General features: G+C 45.0%; 18 protein-coding genes. 16 read left to right on the top strand and 2 right to left on the bottom strand.

Annotated elements, in window-relative coordinates; all coding sequences use genetic code 11:
• Position 1: 1 nt before the first annotated feature.
• From AC04Q4_RS10525 to AC04Q4_RS10485, 9 genes are all read left to right on the top strand, one after another.
• Positions 2-973: a V0D/AC39 family V-type ATPase subunit gene (locus AC04Q4_RS10525; protein WP_173738386.1), complete on the top strand. Its 972-nt coding sequence runs from the start codon at positions 2-4 to the stop codon at positions 971-973.
• Entirely contained in the window at positions 966-1,286 is a 321-nt protein-coding gene (locus AC04Q4_RS10520) for a V-type ATP synthase subunit F (RefSeq protein ID WP_119240455.1), read from the top strand. Before AC04Q4_RS10525 ends, AC04Q4_RS10520 begins: the two co-directional genes overlap by 8 nt.
• A 24-nt stretch (positions 1,287-1,310) precedes the next feature.
• Positions 1,311-3,080 (top strand): V-type ATP synthase subunit A, encoded by a 1,770-nt coding sequence (locus tag AC04Q4_RS10515; RefSeq protein WP_476388938.1) that lies wholly within the window; start codon positions 1,311-1,313, stop codon positions 3,078-3,080.
• A 1-nt stretch (position 3,081) separates the two neighbouring features.
• Complete coding sequence (locus AC04Q4_RS10510) at positions 3,082-4,455, top strand: V-type ATP synthase subunit B (protein WP_118061791.1); 1,374 nt, start codon at positions 3,082-3,084, stop codon at positions 4,453-4,455.
• Between the two features lie 14 nt (positions 4,456-4,469).
• The gene (locus AC04Q4_RS10505) at positions 4,470-5,144 is read left to right on the top strand and encodes a V-type ATP synthase subunit D (protein ID WP_119240458.1); all 675 of its coding nucleotides are present in this window, start codon (positions 4,470-4,472) and stop codon (positions 5,142-5,144) included.
• Positions 5,145-5,411: 267 nt separating this feature from the next.
• Positions 5,412-5,960: a phosphatase PAP2 family protein gene (locus AC04Q4_RS10500; protein ID WP_476388937.1), complete on the top strand. Its 549-nt coding sequence runs from the start codon at positions 5,412-5,414 to the stop codon at positions 5,958-5,960.
• Positions 5,961-6,183: 223 nt separating this feature from the next.
• The gene (locus AC04Q4_RS10495; protein ID WP_178774460.1) at positions 6,184-6,840 is read left to right on the top strand and encodes an IS607 family transposase; all 657 of its coding nucleotides are present in this window, start codon (positions 6,184-6,186) and stop codon (positions 6,838-6,840) included.
• Positions 6,770-7,933 carry an RNA-guided endonuclease InsQ/TnpB family protein gene (locus tag AC04Q4_RS10490; RefSeq protein WP_173772930.1) on the top strand — a complete coding sequence of 388 codons (1,164 nt, stop codon included), beginning with the start codon at positions 6,770-6,772 and terminating at the stop codon, positions 7,931-7,933. Before AC04Q4_RS10495 ends, AC04Q4_RS10490 begins: the two co-directional genes overlap by 71 nt.
• A 193-nt stretch (positions 7,934-8,126) precedes the next feature.
• Positions 8,127-9,317, top strand: coding sequence for a pyridoxal phosphate-dependent aminotransferase (locus AC04Q4_RS10485; protein WP_476388936.1), 1,191 nt, complete (start codon positions 8,127-8,129; stop codon positions 9,315-9,317).
• Positions 9,318-9,402: 85 nt separating this feature from the next.
• On the opposite strand, the gene adhE is transcribed toward AC04Q4_RS10485, so the two are convergent.
• Together adhE and typA are read right to left on the bottom strand one after the other, a co-directional pair.
• On the bottom strand, positions 9,403-12,039 hold the full coding sequence (gene adhE, locus AC04Q4_RS10480) for a bifunctional acetaldehyde-CoA/alcohol dehydrogenase (protein WP_476388935.1): 2,637 nt from the start codon (positions 12,037-12,039) through the stop codon (positions 9,403-9,405).
• Positions 12,040-12,856: 817 nt separating this feature from the next.
• Positions 12,857-14,689, bottom strand: a complete 1,833-nt coding sequence (gene typA / locus AC04Q4_RS10475; protein WP_119240476.1) for a translational GTPase TypA — start codon at positions 14,687-14,689, stop codon at positions 12,857-12,859.
• A 206-nt stretch (positions 14,690-14,895) separates the two neighbouring features.
• Between typA and AC04Q4_RS10470 the strand changes: the two genes are divergently transcribed.
• The 7 genes from AC04Q4_RS10470 (at position 14,896) to hpf (ending at position 20,163) form a co-directional block, all read left to right on the top strand.
• Positions 14,896-15,522, top strand: coding sequence for a single-stranded DNA-binding protein (locus AC04Q4_RS10470; protein ID WP_173738767.1), 627 nt, complete (start codon positions 14,896-14,898; stop codon positions 15,520-15,522).
• A 132-nt stretch (positions 15,523-15,654) separates the two neighbouring features.
• Positions 15,655-16,161: a cob(I)yrinic acid a,c-diamide adenosyltransferase gene (locus AC04Q4_RS10465; protein ID WP_173738768.1), complete on the top strand. Its 507-nt coding sequence runs from the start codon at positions 15,655-15,657 to the stop codon at positions 16,159-16,161.
• 35 nt (positions 16,162-16,196) lie between these two features.
• Positions 16,197-17,093, top strand: coding sequence for a 4-hydroxy-tetrahydrodipicolinate synthase (dapA, locus tag AC04Q4_RS10460; RefSeq protein WP_119240464.1), 897 nt, complete (start codon positions 16,197-16,199; stop codon positions 17,091-17,093).
• Positions 17,094-17,129: 36 nt separating this feature from the next.
• The gene (gene dapB / locus AC04Q4_RS10455; RefSeq protein WP_173738769.1) at positions 17,130-17,885 is read left to right on the top strand and encodes a 4-hydroxy-tetrahydrodipicolinate reductase; all 756 of its coding nucleotides are present in this window, start codon (positions 17,130-17,132) and stop codon (positions 17,883-17,885) included.
• Positions 17,886-18,067: 182 nt separating this feature from the next.
• Positions 18,068-18,544: a hypothetical protein gene (locus tag AC04Q4_RS10450; RefSeq protein ID WP_476388934.1), complete on the top strand. Its 477-nt coding sequence runs from the start codon at positions 18,068-18,070 to the stop codon at positions 18,542-18,544.
• A 129-nt stretch (positions 18,545-18,673) separates the two neighbouring features.
• Positions 18,674-19,444: a phosphoribosylformimino-5-aminoimidazole carboxamide ribotide isomerase gene (gene hisA / locus AC04Q4_RS10445; protein WP_173738771.1), complete on the top strand. Its 771-nt coding sequence runs from the start codon at positions 18,674-18,676 to the stop codon at positions 19,442-19,444.
• A 191-nt stretch (positions 19,445-19,635) separates the two neighbouring features.
• The gene (gene hpf, locus AC04Q4_RS10440) at positions 19,636-20,163 is read left to right on the top strand and encodes a ribosome hibernation-promoting factor, HPF/YfiA family (protein ID WP_173738772.1); all 528 of its coding nucleotides are present in this window, start codon (positions 19,636-19,638) and stop codon (positions 20,161-20,163) included.
• Positions 20,164-20,204: the final 41 nt, after the last annotated feature.

Raw genomic sequence — 20,204 nt, 5'->3', positions numbered from 1 at the left:
TATGTTTGGTGAAGATTATGCCTATGCGGTGGCGCGGATACGTGTTCTGGAGACCGGACTTTTGAATCAGGCAGCGATCGAGCAGCTTCTGGCATGTCAGGATGAACAGCAGTGCCTGCAGCTTCTCACTGAGAAAGGCTGGGGAAATGGTGATCCTGCGGCAGGAGCAGATGCGATCCTTTCCAGGGAAAGGGAGAAGATATGGGAGATCATGGATTCTCTGGTAGCGGACAGATCTGTATTTTCCGTTCTTTCCTATCAGGATCTTTTCCATAACCTGAAGGCTGCAGTGAAAGCCAGTATTCTGGCTGGTGCAGTACCGAATATTTTTTTCAGTGATTGCGCTGTTGACGGGGAAGATATGGTAAAGTTCCTGAAAGATAAGGAATATGACCGTTTTCCGGAATATATGAGGGAAACAGCCAGAGAAGCGTATGAGACTTTTCTGTATACAAGAGACGGTCAGCTTGCGGATATTATTGTTGACAGGGCAGCACTGGATGCCATAAAAAAAGCCGGGGAACGGTCAAAAGAGGAGATCGTCCGGCAGTATGCGGAATCCACGGTAGCAGTAGCAGATATCCGGATCGCAGTACGTGCCTGCAAAACAGGAAAAAGTTCGGATTTTATGAAGAAAGCCATGGCAGAATGTGACACGCTGGATAAGGAGAGGCTGATCCATGCAGCAGTAAGCGGAATGGATCAGATCATGAGTTATCTGGCAGAAACGAAATATGTGGACGGGGCACAGGCACTGGCAGAGTCGGCATCAGCTTTTGAGAGATGGTGCGACAACCAGATCATGGAAACGATCCGTCCACAGCTGTACAATTCATTTTCACTGGGACCGCTGGTAGCTTATGTACTTGCCAGAGAAAATGAGATCAAGACGGTGCGGATCATTCTTACCGGAAAGCGCAGCGGCCTTCCGGAAGAGTTTATCCGGGAAAGGGCAAGGGAGATGTATGTATAAGATCGCAGTTTTAGGTGATTATAACAGCATTTACGGGTTTGCAGCTCTTGGCCTTGATACTTTTCCGGTGGAGGATCCCCAGGAGGGACGGGAGAAGCTTAACCGTCTGGCAGCTGATGAATATGCAGTTATTTATATTACGGAACAGTTGGCGGAACAGCTTTCCGCAGAGATCAGCAGATACAGTGAGACACTGATTCCGGCAATTATCCAGATTCCGGGAATTTCCGGGAATACAGGTGCCGGTATCGAAAATGTGAAGAAATCTGTGGAGACAGCAGTTGGTTCTGATATTCTTTTCAGTAATGAGTGACAAGAAAGCAGGTGATTGGTTCAGATGAGCAGAGGAACCATTAAAAAAGTAGCAGGCCCGCTGGTAATTGCCAGGGGTATGCGAGATGCGAATATGTACGACGTGGTCCGTGTAAGCGATCAGCGTCTGATCGGTGAGATCATTGAGATGCACGAAGATGAGGCTTCCATACAGGTATATGAGGAGACTTCAGGACTTCGTCCGGGAGAACCGGTAGAGTCAATGGAAGTTCCGCTTTCTGTAGAACTGGGACCTGGCCTTATCACAAGTATTTACGATGGAATCCAGCGTCCGCTGGACGATATCATGAAAGTAGCAGGCAGCAACAATCTGAAACGTGGTGTTGAGGTACCTGCACTGAAACGAGACAAAAAATGGAACTTTGTTCCGACAGCGAAAGTTGGAGATGAGCTGGAAGGCGGCGATGTTCTCGGAACTGTTCAGGAAACCATTGTTGTTACACAGAAGATCATGGTTCCTCCGAATATGAAGGGAACTTTGAAAGAAATTAAATCCGGCGAATTCACAGTGGATGAGACGATTGCGGTTCTTTCAACTGCAAATGGGGACAAGGAGCTGACACTGATGCAGCACTGGCCTGTACGACGTGGCCGCCCATATAAGAAAAAACTTCCGCCTGCAAAACCTCTGGTAACAGGACAGCGTGTTATTGATACCATGTTTCCAATCGCAAAAGGCGGCGTTGCAGCAGTTCCGGGACCTTTTGGAAGCGGTAAAACAGTTATCCAGCATCAGCTTGCAAAATGGGCTGAGGCAGATATTGTGGTTTATATCGGCTGTGGTGAGCGTGGAAATGAGATGACAGATGTTCTGAACGAGTTTCCGGAGCTTAAGGACCCGAAAACAGGACAGTCTCTGATGGAGCGTACTGTTCTGATCGCCAACACCTCAGACATGCCGGTTGCGGCACGTGAGGCTTCTATTTATACAGGTATCACCATTGCAGAGTATTTCCGTGATATGGGTTATTCCGTAGCTCTGATGGCAGATTCCACATCCAGATGGGCCGAGGCTCTCCGTGAGATGTCCGGACGACTGGAGGAGATGCCGGGTGAGGAAGGTTATCCGGCATATCTTGGCTCCCGTCTTGCACAGTTCTACGAACGTGCAGGTCATGTGATCTGCAGCGGAAAGGATGGAAGAGAGGGTGCGCTGACAGCCATTGGTGCTGTATCACCTCCTGGTGGTGATATTTCCGAGCCTGTTTCCCAGGCAACCCTTCGAATCGTAAAGGTATTCTGGGGACTGGATGCGAATCTTGCATACAAACGTCATTTCCCGGCTATTAACTGGCTGACCAGCTATTCTCTGTATCTGGACAGCGTAGGCGGCTGGTTTGATGAGAATGTGGCACCGGACTGGATGAAGCTTCGTCAGAAAATGATGACTCTTCTTCAGGAAGAAGCAGAACTTGAGGAAATCGTAAAGATGGTAGGTATGGATGCACTTTCACCTGGCGACCGCCTGAAAATGGAGGCAGCCCGTTCTATCCGTGAGGATTTCCTTCACCAGAACTCTTTCCATGAGATCGATACCTATACATCTCTGGAAAAACAGCACAATATGATGCGTCTGGTACTTGCGTTTTATGATGCTGGCGTGGATGCGCTGAAGCAGGGAGCTGATATCAACGACATCGTAAAACTGCCGGTTCGTGAGCAGATCGGCCGTTACAAATATACGAAAGAGGATGAGCTGGCAGCAGAATATGAAAAAGTAACACGTCAGCTTGCAGGAGAGATTGCAGAACTTCTGAGAAAGGAGGGCCTGTAAAATGCCAAAAGAATATAGAACCATACAGGAAGTTGCCGGCCCTTTGATGCTGGTACGTGGCGTTGAAGACGTGGCATTTGACGAGCTTGGTGAGATTGAGCTTGCCGATGGCGAAACAAGAAGATGCCGTGTTCTGGAGATCGACGGAAGCAATGCACTGGTGCAGCTGTTTGAGAGTTCCACAGGTATCAACCTTTCCAACAGTAAGGTACGTTTTCTGGGACGAAGCATGGAGCTTGGCGTATCCGGCGACATGCTGGGCCGTGTTTTTGACGGTCTGGGCCGACCGATCGATGATGGCCCTGAGATCCTTCCGGAAGAGAGAAGAGATATTAACGGACTTCCGATGAACCCTGCAGCCAGAAGTTATCCGGAGGAGTTTATCCAGACCGGTGTATCTGCGATCGACGGACTGAATACACTGGTTCGTGGACAGAAGCTTCCGATCTTCTCAGCATCCGGTCTTCCTCATGCACAGCTTGCGGCACAGATCGCAAGACAGGCGAAGGTTCGTGGAAAAGATGAGCAGTTTGCGGTTGTATTTGCTGCTATGGGTATTACTTTCGAGGAGTCAAACTTCTTTGTAGAGAGCTTTAAGGAAACCGGAGCGATAGACCGTACTGTTCTTTTCGTAAACCTGGCAAATGACCCTGCTGTTGAGCGTATCGCTACTCCACGAATGGCACTGACAGCAGCAGAGTATCTTGCCTTCGAAAAAGACATGCACGTACTGGTAATCCTTACAGATATTACAAACTATGCGGATGCTCTCCGTGAGGTTTCCGCAGCGCGTAAAGAGGTTCCTGGACGTCGTGGTTATCCCGGATACATGTACACGGACCTTGCTTCTCTTTATGAGCGCGCAGGCCGTCAGAAAGGAAAAGCAGGAAGTATCACCATGGTTCCGATCCTGACCATGCCTGAGGATGACAAGACTCATCCGATTCCTGACCTTACCGGCTACATCACAGAGGGACAGATCATCCTGAGCCGTGAGCTTTACCGCAAAGGAATCACACCGCCGATTGATGTTCTTCCGTCTCTGTCACGACTGAAGGATAAAGGTATCGGTGAAGGCAAAACAAGAGCGGATCATGCCAACACCATGAACCAGCTGTTTGCTGCATATGCCCGTGGTAAAGAGGCCAAAGAGCTGATGACCATTCTTGGCGAGGCTGCTCTCTCTGATATTGACCTTATTTATGCAAAATTTGCAGATGCTTTTGAAAAGGAATATGTTTCTCAGGGCTATCAGGCAAACCGTGATATTGAGGAGACACTGGCGATTGGCTGGAAGCTGCTTTCCATTCTTCCGAGAAGCGAGCTGAAACGTATCGATGACAAATTCCTTGACCAGTATTACGGAAAAGTATAAAGGGGGGATGATTTGTGGCATCAACACAGGTGAATCCTACCCGTATGGAGCTTACGAAGCAGAAAAAAAAGCTGGTGACTGCAGTGCGCGGACACAAGCTTCTGAAGGATAAGCGAGATGAGCTGATGAGACAGTTTCTGGACCTGGTACGCGAGAACATGGAGCTGCGTCAGAAGGTAGAGGCTGGTATCCGAAGTGCCAATACCAATTTTGTTATTGCAAAAGCCGGAATGTCGGAGGAAACTCTGAATACGGCACTGATGGCTCCCAAGCAGGAAGTTTATCTGGAAACCGGAAAAAAGAATGTCATGAGTGTGGATATTCCTGTTTTTGAATATAAAACAAGAACACCGGATGCTAACGATATCTATTCCTATGGTTTTGCTTTTACCTCCAGTGATCTGGACGGAGCGGTGAAATCCCTGGAGGATATACTTCCTGACATGCTTCGTCTGGCAGAAGTGGAAAAAGCCTGCCAGCTGATGGCTTCCGAGATCGAGAAGACCAGACGACGTGTAAATGCTCTGGAGCACGTAATTATACCGGAAGCTCAGGCAAACATCAAATACATCACCATGAAGCTGGATGAAAATGAGAGAAGTACGCAGATCCGACTGATGAAGGTGAAGGATATGATGCTTGAAGAGGCTCATCACTACAAAGAGCGGGAGGCAGAACGCGGAGCGTAAAGAACAGAAATTGTATCGGAAAAAGAAAAATTTATTATAGAAAGCTTGTAACTGTGAAGATACGGAACAGTTACGAAAGTTTTGAGTAACGGGAGGAAAGCGTCCTTGTGCTGTGATATTTTTGGCAGTGCAGGGGCGTTTTGTATAAGACAAATATTTGGGGCAGGCAGACGCAGATAACAACAGGAATAAAAAGGAATCGTCTGTATTGCCAGCAGGAAAATAAAGAGAGGAAGAGGTGAATGCTGGTTTAACAGCAAGGTATATATGAGTATTTTACATTCAATACAAAATCTGGACGGAGAGATTCTGCTTCTGATCCAGCAATATCTTCGGTCAGATATTCTTACACCGGTTATGAAAATGATCACATTTCTGGGAAACGGAGGCTGGTTCTGGATCCTGTGTGCAGTGATCCTTCTGGTGAGTCCGAAGACCAGAAAAGTGGGATGCGCAGCATCTTTATCAATTATATTTGGAGCTCTTGTCACCAATGTACTTCTTAAGAATCTGGTAGCAAGAGCAAGGCCTTTTGCAGTGATCGATGCTCTGACTCCGCTGATCGCAAAACCGACAGATTTTTCTTTCCCGTCAGGACATACGACAGCATCTTTTGCAGTTGCGTTGGTGATAGCGCGGATGTTTCCGAAGAAATACGGTGTTCCGGCAGTGATCCTGGCTGCACTTGTGGCTTTTTCCAGGCTGTATCTGGGGGTTCATTATCCTACGGATGTTCTTGCCGGATTCCTGGTGGCACTGGCGGGCAGTACGTTGTCTGTGTGGTTGGTAAGGAAAAAAGACCCTCATGCACTTTAACAAGATAAAGTATTGACACGTGGAAGTTGAACGAGGTACAATAAAACGCAAGGCAATAATTCCTGGAATTGCTATAGAAACAGAGTGTTCTGAGAGATCAATAATTACCTGGAACGTTATAAATCGGATAAAAGGAGGATGATATAAGCAACTAAATATATTGTAAAAAGATATTAAATGTGTTTAAATATACTTATGGAGGTATATTATGAACACATCAAATATCACAAATTATAAACCAAAAGATTTTGCTGAATTATTAGGTGTTTCTGTAAAAACGCTTCAGAGATGGGACAGAGAGGGAATCTTAAAAGCAAACCGAACTCCAACAGACAGGCGTTATTACACATATGACCAGTATCTTCAATTTAAAGGTATAAATATAGAATATGATAAACGAAAAGTTGTTATTTATGCAAGAGTATCTACAAAAAACCAAAGGGATGATCTTCAAAATCAGACAGCATTTCTGCGTCAGTTCTGTAATGCCAGAGGAATGATCGTAGACCAGTGCATTGAAGACTATGGAAGCGGACTTAATTATAACCGCAGGAAATGGAATGGATTACTGGACGAAGTCATGGAGCAGAAGGTCAAAACCATAGTGATCACGCATAAAGACAGATTTATCCGTTTTGGATACGACTGGTTTGAAAGATTCTGCATGAAATTCCACACAACGATACTGGTGGTGAACAATGAAGAACTGTCACCACAGGAAGAACTTGTACAGGATATTATTTCCATCCTTGATGTGTTTTCCTGTAGATTATATGGACTTCGTAAGTATAAAAAACAGATAGAAAAGGATGAGGAGATTGCTGAAGAGCTTCAAGACAGAGATCAATCCTACAGAAGAGCAGAAGATCAAAATACATAAGACAATCGGCACATGCAGATATATTTATAATTTCTACCTGTTTCATAATAAAGAACGTTATGATGCCGGTGAAAGATTTATGAGCGGCAAGTCGTTCAGTGTATGGCTGAACAATGAATACCTTCCAGGGCATCCGGAATATTTCTGGATCAGAGAAGTCAGTTCCAAATCGGTAAAGAATGCAATCGAAAATGCCTGTACCGCTTTTTCAAGATTTTTTCATCATCAGAGTAGTTTCCCGAGATATAAGAAAAAAGGAAGATCTGATGTAAAAATGTATTTTGTAAAGAATAATCCCAAAGACTGTCTCTGTGAACGTCACAGGATCAAGATCCCAACACTTGGCTGGGTAAGGCTGAAAGAAAAAGGTTACATTCCGGCTTCTAAAGATGGATATGTGATCCGAAGCGGGGCAGTTTCCATGAAAGCGGGCAGATATTATGTGTCTGCACTTGTCGATATACCTGCTCCGGAAGCAGATGGAAATTTCACTGATGGGATTGGAATTGATCTGGGGCTGAAAGACTTTGCAGTTGTGTCAAATGGAACTGTATACAGAAATATCAATAAAACAGCACGGATCAGAAAACTTGAGAAACAATTAAGACGGGCACAGCGAAAGCTTTCCCGTAAATATGAGACCTTAAAGAAAGGAGAGACCACTCAAAGAGCAAATATATGCAAACAAAAGCTTAAAGTACAGAAACTTCATCATCGGATAGAAAATATCCGTACAGATCATATCAACAAGGTAATATCTGAGATAGTGAAAACCAAGCCGTCTCATATAACGATTGAGGATCTGAACATATCCGGGATGATGAAGAACCGGCATCTCTCAAAAGCAGTTGCGTCCCAGAAATTCTATGAATTCCGGACAAAATTGAAAACAAAATGTGCTGAATATGGAATCGAACTGAGGGTAGTTGACCGATGGTATCCATCTTCCAGGATCTGCCACTGCTGCAGCTGTATTAAAAAAGATCTGAAACTTTCAGACAGGATCTACAGATGCACATGTGGATATATTGAGGACAGAGATCTCAATGCAGCACTGAATCTGAGAGATGCAGAGACTTACGAAGTTGCATGATTCCGCAAACGTAAGTATGTACCGAAGGCTATTTCGGGAATTAACGACTGTGGAGTGTACTTAGGATCTGTGAGTAGAGATAACTCCGGTTACTCAAAAGCATACACAAAGAAACAGTAAGCGGTATTCGTGAGAATCCGCATTATCTCGATGTGAGTATGTTTAATCACATTTTGAGTGGCAGAGAACCACCATGATATCAGAAAAAATGAAACCCTATGTAAAAAATAATTCTGCCATCCGTATGATGTTTGAAGAAGGCAACCGTCTCCGTGCGAAATACGGCGCAGATAAGGTATTTGACTTCAGCCTTGGAAACCCGAGTGTGCCGGCTCCGGATTGTGTACGCGAGGCGATCATTGAGCTTGTTAATGAGACAGATCCGACGGTTCTTCACGGATATATGAGCAATGCAGGTTTTGAGGATGTACGCCAGACTATCGCAGAATCCCTCAACAAGCGCTTTGATACGAAATTTTCTGCAAAGAACCTGATCATGACAGTTGGAGCAGCAAGCGGACTGAACGTGATTTTGAAGACAATCCTGAATCCGGGAGAAGAAGTGATCGTTTTTGCACCATATTTCCTGGAGTACGGTGCATATGTCCGCAATTATGATGGTGTCCTTGTGGAAATCTCTCCGGATACCACAACCTTCCAGCCGAATCTTGCTGAGTTTGAGAAAAAGATCACACCGAAGACAAAAGCTGTCATTGTAAATACACCTCATAATCCAACTGGAGTTGTATATTCAGAAGAAACAATCAGGAAACTTTCTGCAATTCTGGAAGCAAAGCAGAAGGAGTTCGGAACAGTGATCTATCTGATCTCTGACGAGCCGTATCGTGAACTTGCATATGATGGCGTTGAGGTTCCATACCTGACCAAATACTATGACAATACGGTTGTTGGATATTCCTACAGCAAATCTCTTTCTCTTCCGGGAGAGCGTATCGGATATCTGGTGATCCCGGATGAGGCAGATGGAAGCGAAGAGCTGATCTCAGCAGCAACCATCGCAAACCGTACACTTGGTTGTGTAAATGCACCGTCCCTGATCCAGAAAGTAGTTGCGAAATGTGTAGATGCAAAGACTGATCTTGCAGCTTATGATAAGAACCGTCAGGCACTTTACAATGGCCTGAAAGAGTGTGGATTTGAGTGTATCAAGCCACAGGGAGCTTTTTATCTGTTCGTGAAATCACCGGTAGCAGATGAAAAAGCTTTCTGCGAAGCAGGTAAGAAATACAATATCCTCATGGTACCGGGAAGCTCTTTTGCATGCCCTGGTTATGTGAGACTTGCGTATTGTGTATCTTATGAGACGATCGTCAATTCTCTTCCTGAGTTTAAGAAGCTTGCGGCAGAGTATGGCCTGAAATAAATGAACAACAAGAAAGAATAAACAAAGGAGACGCAGCCGGGAGTCAATCGCTCCCGGCTACGTCAATTAGAGGGGTGTTCCACATTTATTTGGCTTTTTTATCTTCTTTCTTTGGCGCTTCTCCGTAGTATGCTTTCAGATAGATATCTTTCAGCTCAGATACCAGTGGATATCTCGGGTTGGCACCGGTACACTGGTCGTTGAAGGCCTGCTCGGACATATCATCCAGAGTCTCAAGGAAGTATTTTTCATCTACACCGTAGTCACGGATTGTAGGAAGTATTTCAATAGTTCTCATAAGGTCATCCAGTTTAGCAAGAAGCTTCTCGAATACTTCTGCATCGTTCTTGCCTGTAAGACCTACAGAACGTCCGATCTCAGCATAGCGTGCAAGTGTCTTCGGATACTGATACTGTGGGAATGTACCCATCTTAGTCGGAACCTCGGCACTGTTGTAGCGCATAACATCCAGAAGAACAACCGCGTTTGCAATACCATGCGGCAGGTGGTGGAAAGCACCAAGCTTGTGAGCAAGGGAGTGGTTTACTCCAAGGAAGGCATTGGCAAATGCGAGACCTGCCATGCAGGAAGCGTTAGCCATATGATCTCTTGCTTCTACATCGTTGCCATCCTTGTATGCGCGTGGCAGATACTCGAATACCAGTTTGATCGCTTTCAGTGCGAGACCATCTGTGTAATCAGAAGCCATCATGGAAACATAAGCCTCGATGGCATGTGTCATAACGTCGATACCGGAAGCACGGGTAAGTCCCTTAGGTGCACTCATCATGTTATTGGTATCTACGATCGCCATATCCGGAAGGAGCTCGTAATCAGCCAGCGGCCACTTAACGCCGGTGTCCTGATCTGTGATAATGGCGAAGGGTGTAACCTCGGAACCTGTACCGGAAGATGTCGGGATCGCTACAAAGTAAGCTTTTTTACCCATCTTCGGGAAGGTGTAAACTCTCTTTCGGATATCCATGAAATCCATGGACATATCGGAGAAATCAGCGTCCGGATTCTCATAAAGCATCCACATAACTTTGCCGGCATCCATTGCAGAACCGCCACCAAGAGCGATGATGCAGTCCGGCTCGAATGCTGTCATAGCTTTGGCACCTGCTTTTGCGGAAGCAAGGGATGGGTCTGGTGCTACATCAGAGAAGCATGTGTGTACGATACCCATCTGATCCAGCTTGTCTTCGATCGGTTTGGTGTAGCCGTTCTTATAAAGGAAGGAGTCTGTTACGATGAAGCAGCGTTTCTTGCCCATAACAGTACCGAGCTCATCAAGAGCAACCGGCATACAGCCTTTCTTAAAGTAAACTTTTTCCGGTGTTCTCATCCAGAGCATATTCTCTCTCCTTTCAGCAACGGTCTTGGTATTGAGAAGATGTTTAACACCAACGTTCTCGGATACGGAGTTGCCGCCCCAGGAACCGCAGCCAAGAGTAAGGGATGGAGCAAGCTTGAAGTTGTAAAGGTCGCCGATACCACCCTGGGAAGAAGGTGTATTGATAAGGATACGGCAGGTCTTCATAGCTGCCTCGAATTTATCCATTTTCTCTATTTCATTTACGTTGATGTAGAGGGAAGAGGTATGGCCATAGCCGCCGTCTGCAACAAGACGCTCAGCTTTTGCGATAGCATCGTCAAAATTCTTAGCCTTGTACATTGCAAGTACAGGGGAAAGCTTCTCATGTGCGAATTCCTCGCTGATATCAACGGATTCAACCTCACCAATGAGAATCTTGGTCTGTGGCGGAACAGTAACGCCGGCCATCTCTGCGATAGTAGCTGCTTTCTGTCCTACGATCTTGGCATTCAGTGCGCCGTTGATAAGGATCGTCTTTCTGACTTTCTCGATCTCGTCTTTCTTGAGGAAATAGCATCCTCTGTAAAGGAATTCTTCTTTAACTTCTTTATAAATGCTTTCCAGAACAGTTACGGACTGCTCGGAAGCACAGATCATACCATTGTCAAATGTCTTGGAGTGAATGATGGAGTTAACTGCAAGACGGATATCTGCGCTGTCATCAATGATGGCAGGTGTATTTCCAGGTCCGACACCAACAGCCGGTTTACCTGAGGAGTAAGCTGCCTTAACCATTCCGGGACCACCGGTAGCGAGGATGATGTCTGCATTCTGCATTACCATGTTGGTAAGCTCAAGGCTCGGGATATCGATCCATCCGATGATTCCTTCCGGTGCGCCTGCAGCAACAGCTGCATCAAGAACAACCTTAGCGGCTGCGATAGTAGATCCTTTGGCACGCGGATGCGGGCTGATGATGATACCGTTACGTGTTTTCAGTGAAATAAGGGATTTATAGATTGCTGTGGAAGTCGGGTTGGTTGTCGGGATAACTGCGGCAATCAGTCCTACAGGCTCAAGGATCTTCTTAATCCCGTATGCCTTGTCTTCTTCTACAACACCACATGTCTGAGTGTTCTTATAAGCATTGTAAACATACTCTGCTGCGTAATGGTTCTTGATAACCTTGTCTTCCATGATTCCCATGCCGGTCTCTTCAACAGCCATTTTAGCCAGTGGAATACGCATCTTGTCGGCAGCAGTAGCAGCTGCCTTGAAAATCTTGTCAACCTGCTCCTGTGTGTAGGTGGAGAATATCTTCTGTGCTTCTTTCATTGCTGCCATTTTCGCGGTCAGGGCTTCTGGAGTGTCAATAATGGTAGGGATAGTATCTTTCTTTGCCATGTGGAATCCTCCTGTTTTCATATGATGATAGTCTGTGGTTCTGCGGTTGTCTTTTTTTGACCGGCAGATGCTGCAGAGTTTTTTTTGTAAGTCCCCGCGCTGCGTTCTCGTTTTTTGATTCAATCTGATTGAATTTTCTGTTTTGATACTGATATAGTATCAAAATTCAGAATAAAACGCAAATTCAGAATTTTGCCGCTATGTGCAAAATGACGAACTAAAAATTGTGGGAAAATACTGTAAATTTTACTTTGCAGCTGTCTGAATCTCTTGAAAAACCGTTTGTAAAAAAAATGAAATTCAGCATTGTGCACAAAATACATGTTAATTATTTGTCAGCACTGACAAAAAACATGCATACATATGAGGGGCGGGCAAAAGATAAAACGCTATAGAAGTTAAAAAAATAACGTTAAACTTTTGTCAATCGATCATGAAACCATTATAATTCAACGGATATAATACGTCAATAGCGGATGTGATAAAAAATTAACAAAGATATCTCGATATTTTGATAAATAATTCACAAAAACATAATATCGCGCTAAAGTGGAAAACCATAAGAGATAAAAAAATCTGAAATTTTTTGAGTTTTCAGAACAATTAAAAAATAATTTAGGGAAATATAAGGCAAAGTAAAGGGGGATTTCTGATGGTTTCTGGGAAAGCCAGGAGATTTTTTTCAAAAAAAACTGCCACACAGGAGAACACTCCCATATGGCAGTCGTATAAATTATGTCAAAGATATATCCGAATACCCTGTCACAGCAAAATACTGCCAGATTCCGGTAAATGATAAAATATCGTCAAAATCCTATCAGCTCTTGCGGAATGCAGCACGTTTTCTGTCTCTGGAATCCAGGATACGTTTACGGATACGAAGGCTTGTAGGTGTTACCTCAAGAAGCTCATCCTGGTCGATGAACTCGATGGCCTGCTCGAGACTTAAGATCTTAGGCGGAACAAGCTTCAGAGCATCATCAGCGGAAGAGGAACGTGTGTTGGTAAGGTGTTTTGTCTTGCAGACATTCAGCTCGATATCCTCAGCCTTTCCGTTCTGTCCGATGACCATACCGCTGTAAACTTTTTCTCCAGGTCCGACAAAGAGAGTACCACGCTCCTGAGCGGAGAAAAGTCCGTAAGTAACAGTCTCACCAGCTTCAAATGCGATGAGGGATCCCTGTTTACGGTACGGGAAATCTCCCTTGTAAGGTGCATATCCGTCAAACATGGTATTCAGGATACCGGTACCCTTGGTGGAGGTAAGGAATTCATTACGGAATCCGATCAGTCCACGGGAAGGGATGGAGAACTCAAGACGGACACTTCCGTCACTTGCTGTGCTCATACCCTGGAGCTCACCTTTACGCTCGCTGAGCTTCTGGATGATGGTACCGGAAAATTCCTCCGGAACGTCAACATATGCGATCTCGATCGGCTCGAGTTTACGTCCGCGCTCGTCTGTGTGGTAAAGAACCTCCGGCTTGCTGACTGCGAACTCGTATCCTTCACGACGCATGTTCTCGATAAGAACGGAGAGATGAAGCTCACCACGGCCGGAAACCTTGAAGCACTCTGTTGTGTCCGTATCTTCCACACGAAGGCTGACATCGGTGTTCAGCTCACGGTAGAGACGGTCACGGAGGTGACGGGAAGTGATGTATTTACCTTCCTGTCCTGCAAGAGGGCTGTCATTTACGAGGAAGTTCATGGAGAGTGTCGGCTCGGAGATCTTCTGGAATGGGATTGCTTCCGGATTGTCTCCTGCACAGAGAGTATCACCGATGTGGATGTCCGAAATACCGGAGATTGCAACGATAGCACCGATGGTAGCACTTTTAACCTCAACCTTGTTCAGACCATCAAACTCATACAGCTTGCTGATCTTTACACGCTCACGTTTGTCAGGGTCATGATGGTTCAGAAGCATCAGGTCCTGGTTTACGGAAATAGTTCCGCGCTCAACTTTACCGATACCGATACGTCCCACATATTCGTTGTAGTCGATGGTGCTGATAAGAACCTGTGTATCTCCGTCAGGATCTCCCTCCGGAGCAGGGATTGACTCAAGGATAGTCTCAAAAAGAGGAGCCATATTCTCTGGCTTGTCATCGAGGTTACGGACTGCATAGCCGGCTTTTGCGGAAGCATACAGGAACGGGCAGTCAAGCTGCTCATCAGATGCATCCAGATCCATAAGAAGCTCCAGAACTTCGTCAACAACCTCTTCCGGACGTGCTTCCGGACGGTCGATCTTGTTGATGCAGACAATAACATGCAGATCCAGTTCGAGAGCTTTACGAAGTACAAACTTAGTCTGAGGCATGGCACCCTCGAAGGCGTCCACAAGAAGAATAACGCCGTCTACCATCTTCAGCACACGCTCTACCTCGCCGCCGAAGTCCGCATGACCTGGAGTATCGATGATATTGATTTTCACATCCTTATAATGAACTGCGGTGTTTTTGGAGAGAATCGTAATGCCGCGCTCACGCTCAATATCGTTGGAGTCCATGACACGTTCCTGGACTTCCTGGTTCTCACGGAAAACACCGCTCTGTTTCAAAAGCTCGTCAACAAGTGTTGTTTTGCCGTGATCGACATGGGCAATAATGGCCACGTTACGAACATCTTCGCGCTTGGTCTTCATATAATCAAAATCCTTTCTTTCCATATAATATAAGTAATCTTTTTGTTAAAAATGATGTCCAAATTTATAGTCTATCACATTTTTTTCAGATTACAAGAGATAAAAAAATATTTTTAGTTTTTCATTTTTCAGACATATTACAGTATGAACGTACATACACTTCATGTATAAACGAAATATACGATAAGGAAGGGAGTTACTTAATTATGGCAGATAAAATCATTGAAAACAATCAGGTATCGGTTATGGGACGGATCGCAACGGGATTTACCTTCAGTCATCAGGTCTTTGGAGAAGGCTTTTATATGATGGATATCCTGGTAAAACGTCTCAGCGATTCAGAGGACAGGATTCCGGTCATGGTATCTGAACGCCTGATAGATATTACACAGGATTACGTGGGAGAATATATTGAGATCCACGGACAGTTCCGGTCCTATAACCGTCATGAGGAAAAAAGAAACAGGCTTGTGCTTTCTGTTTTTGCAAGGGAAGTGAAGTTTGTGGGGGAGGAAGATGATTCCATGCCTGTGAACCAGATCTTTCTGGACGGCTATATCTGCAAACCTCCTGTATACAGAAAAACACCTCTTGGAAGAGAAATCGCTGATCTTCTGATGGCAGTCAATCGCCCTTATGGAAAATCTGATTACATACCTTGCATATGCTGGGGAAGAAATGCCAGATATGCGTCTGCTTTTGAGGTGGGCGGCCATGTACTGATCTGGGGCAGAATACAGAGCAGGGAATATATGAAGCGGATCAATGAAAATGAGACAGAAAAAAGGATAGCCTATGAAGTTTCGGTTAGCAAATTGGAATATGTTGAGTAACATTGGAAATGTTATGGAATATTGCTGAGAACATTAAGGTACTACTTGCATTTCCGGCCAATCTGCGGTAATATAAAAAAAATTATTAAAAATGGGGAATTACCGGTTTCACTAACAGTAAGAGGAAGAATCATGGAAAGAGAAATAACAGAGGTTTATTGCGGGAACGGGAAAGGAAAGACAACACTGGCTCTTGGTCAGGGACTGCGTTTTGCCGCACAGGGAAAGAGTGTGATCATCATACAGTTTCTTAAGGGCAGGGAACGTAGAGAACTGGATTTTCTTGAGGAATTGGATAATCTTGATTTTAAGATTTTCCGTTTCGAAAAAATGGACACCTGCTATAATGACCTGAGCGAGCAGGAGAAGGCTGAGGAGAGGACGAACATTCTCAATGGTCTTAACTTTGCACGGAAGGTAATTGCTACCGGCGAGTGTGATTTTCTGCTGCTGGATGAGATCCTCGGGCTTATGGATAAAGGAATCGCTCCAGTTGAGACGATCATCGATATGCTTAAGCAGAAGGATGAAAGTATGCATATAATTATGACCGGACGCTGGTTTCCGGACGCTCTGAAGCCTTATGTGGATAGTATTACCACAATAACAACAGAGCTGACCGGCCAGGAACGGGAATAAGCAATATTTCACAGAAGAAAGAAGGAGGAAGACAAATGGCAATTTTTAAAGGGGCAGGCGTTGCAATCGTAACACCTATGCATGAAGACGGTAAGGTAAATTATGAGAAGCTTGAGGAGATTCTTGAGGATCAGATCGCGAACAGCACAGACGCCATCGTTATCTGCGGAACCACAGGAGAATCTTCTACTCTGACACACGGAGAGCACCTTCAGACGATCAAGTTCACTATCGATAAGGTTAACAAACGTGTGCCTGTAATCGCAGGAACAGGTTCCAATTGTACAGAGACAGCGATCATGATGTCCAAGGAAGCTGCTTCCTATGGCGCAGATGCTCTTCTTATCGTAACACCTTACTATAACAAGGCTACACAGAAGGGGCTTATCGCTCATTACACAGCAATTGCCAATGCAGTTCCGGAAACTCCGCTCATTATGTACAATGTACCGAGCCGTACAGGCTGCAATATCCAGCCGGCTACAGCAGCTTACCTTGCCAAGAATGTGAAGAACATTGTCGGAATCAAGGAAGCTACAGGAGATCTTTCCCAGATCGCCAAGATGATGTCTCTGGCTGACGGACAGCTTGAGCTTTACTCCGGAAATGATGACCAGATTCTCCCGATTCTTTCTCTGGGTGGACTTGGAGTAATCTCCGTACTGTCCAACGTTGCACCGAAGTATACACATGATATGGTTATGAAATATTTCGACGGTGATACAAAGGGTGCAGCTGAGGATCAGCTGAAGGCTATTCCGCTGATCAATGCTCTGTTCAGTGAGGTTAACCCGATCCCTGTTAAGACAGCTATGAATCTTATGGGAATGAATGTAGGACCACTTCGTATGCCACTTTGTGATATGGAAGACAACACAAAGGCAGCTCTTGCAAAAGAAATCGAGAAATTCGGTCTTAAGCTTGCTGAATAATCTGACTGTAAGCGGAAGGTAAAGGAGAAACATACTATGGTAAAAATTATCATGCACGGCTGCAACGGACATATGGGTCAGGTGATCAGCGACATCGTGGAGAAAGATCCGGATGCTGAGATCGTGGCAGGTATCGACATTGCAGACCAGGGAAAAAACAGCTATCCGGTATTTACCGATATTGACGCATGTCAGACAGAAGCAGATGCCATCATCGACTTCTCTTCTGCAAAAGCAACAGACAAGCTTCTTGAGTACAGCGCAGCACGTCAGATTCCGGTTGTTCTCTGCAGCACAGGCTTAAGCGAGGAGCAGCTTGCAAAGGTAGAGGAAACATCCAGGAAGGTTGCAGTGCTGAAATCTGCAAATATGTCTCTTGGTATCAACACACTTCTGAAACTGGTCCAGGATGCTGCCAGGGTTCTTGCAGCAGCAGGATTTGATATGGAGATCGTTGAGAAGCATCACCGCCTGAAGGTTGACGCACCAAGCGGTACAGCTCTTGCGCTGGCTGACAGTCTGAACGAGGCGATGGATAACAAGTATCACTATGTATATGACCGCAGCCAGAAACGTGAAAAACGTGACGATAAGGAGATCGGAATCTCTGCAGTCCGCGGCGGTACGATCGTAGGTGAGCATGAGGTGATCTTTGCAGGACAGGACGAGGTAATTGAGTTCAAGCACACAGCTTATTCCAAGGCTATTTTTGGAAAAGGTGCTGTGGAAGCAGCGAAATTCATTGCAGGCAAACCGGCAGGACGTTACGATATGAGTGACGTGATCGGCTGATCCTGATAAAAAATATAAGTGATGATAACGGGTTCTGTGTAAAAGCAGAACCCGTTTTGCGTGTTGTGAAGCGGAGTGCGAATGTTCGGTCTGCTGTTTTTTTGAAAAATTTCCCAGCATAGGAAATCAGGAAATGTGCCATATTATGAATACAGAAATTTTTCAAAAAAGGAGAAGATCATATGAAAAAATGGAAGGCAATTCTTTTCGGCACTTTGCTCACACTGTCTCTCTGTACATTTACAGCCTGCGGGACAGAGGTAAACAATGCAGATGAGACTGTGGATGATGCACAAAAAGATACAAAAGACAAAAATGATGCAGCAGATGATGAGATCATGGACAATGATGCTGATAATGATGGTGTGATGGATAATGGTGGAATCATTGAGGATTCTGGTACAGACAATAATGAGATGGCCGGCGGAAATCTTACTGTAACTCCAGGAGCAGGAACATCAGATACAGGAAATAACGGGAATGATGCAGCTATGACACCTGGAACAGAAGGGACTGGAGATAATGGGACCGGAAATAAAGGAAATGACGGAACCGTATCCGGTGAGCTTGGTGACAGCGTGAAGGATCTGGGCGATGGCGTTGGCAATGCAGTAGACGATATTGGCAATGCAGTTGGTAATGCAGTAGAAGGAAGATAGAGTTATTGTTAATTTCGGGATCAGCAGTGAAAAATAAATGGTTCCGGCAGATATTTTACCACAGCATTGCATAAAACTGTCTCAGATGCTATTATCAGTGCATGGAAAGAAGAACGGAGGATAAGGACTATGAAATTCAGACCATGCATTGATATACATAACGGCCAGGTGAAACAGATCGTGGGAGGGAGCCTGAAAGACCAGGGCGACCAGGCGGCAGAGAATTTTGTGTCAGAACAGGATGCTGCTTTTTATGCGGGATTATATAAGAAGGCAGGATTAAAGGGTGGACATGTGATCCTGCTGAACGGAAAGGATTCCCCATATTATGAGGCAACAAGAGAGCAGGCTGTGCTGGCACTTTCCGGCTATCCGGGTGGGCTTCAGATCGGCGGAGGTATCTGTCCGGAAAACGCGGCAGAATATCTGAATGCAGGTGCAAGTCATGTGATCGTAACTTCCTATGTTTTTAAGAACGGCGTGATCTCGTGGGAGAATCTGACGAAGATCCGAGATGTCGTAGGAAAGGAACGTCTTGTGCTGGATTTAAGCTGTCGCAAAAGAGATGGAGAATATTATATTGTCACAGACAGATGGCAGAGGTTCACAGAGGAGATCGTGACTTTGGAACTGATGGAGAAGCTTGGAAGCTACTGTGATGAGTTTCTGGTTCATGCTGTGGATGTGGAAGGCAAGGCCCACGGTGTGGAAAAAGATCTCGCAGAGCTTCTGGGACAGTATACGGAGCATCCGGTAACTTACGCAGGTGGAGTTGGCTCCATGGAGGATATTGAAGTTCTGCGTGAAGCAGGAAAAGGCCGTCTGGATGTGACGGTTGGCAGTGCATTGGATATTTTTGGCGGCAGCATACCGTTTGAAGTTCTGGCAGCAATGCACTAAAGGAAATTCTACAGCTGATTATTGATTTTGTTAAACTGCTCTAATAGTTGCGCATTCGCGACAAAAAAAACCTTTTGCAGAAATATATCAAATAATTTTAGAAAAAATTTGTGAAATTTTTGAAAAGTGATGTTAAAATTTAACTTTATGTGTTATAATGACAACATAAAACAGCAAAGGGGATGGAAGTCATGAAATTTATTATTAGTGGAAAGAATATAGCAGTAACAGAAGGACTTAAAACAGCTGTTGAGGACAAGCTTGGTAAACTTGAAAGGTATTTCACTCCTGAAACTGAAATTTCAGTAACCTTAAGCGTTGAGAAGGATCGCCAGAAGATCGAGGTAACAATTCCTGTGAAAGGCAACATTATCCGTTCCGAGCAGGTAAGCAATGATATGTATGTATCTATCGATCTGGTTGAAGAGGTAATTGAGCGTCAGCTTCGTAAATACAAGAATAAGATTGTTGACAGACAGCAGGAATCCACAAACTTCCAGAAGGCATATCTTGATAAGGATTATGAAGAGGATGAGGAAGTTAAGATCATCCGTACCAAGAAATTCGGAATTAAACCAATGTATCCGGAAGATGCATGCGTACAGATGGAGCTTCTTGGACATAACTTCTTTGTATTTTTCAATGCGGAGACAGAGCAGGTTAACGTAGTTTATAAACGTAAAGGTAATACTTACGGACTGATCGAGCCTGAATTCTGATTACTGCATAAAAACTGAATATTGAGCGTGAGGCTCCGGAG

This window comes from Blautia sp. HA8986, assembly GCF_056504635.1.
Note: the sequence above shows the minus strand (reverse complement) of the source record. Positions and strands in the feature narration are given on the sequence as shown.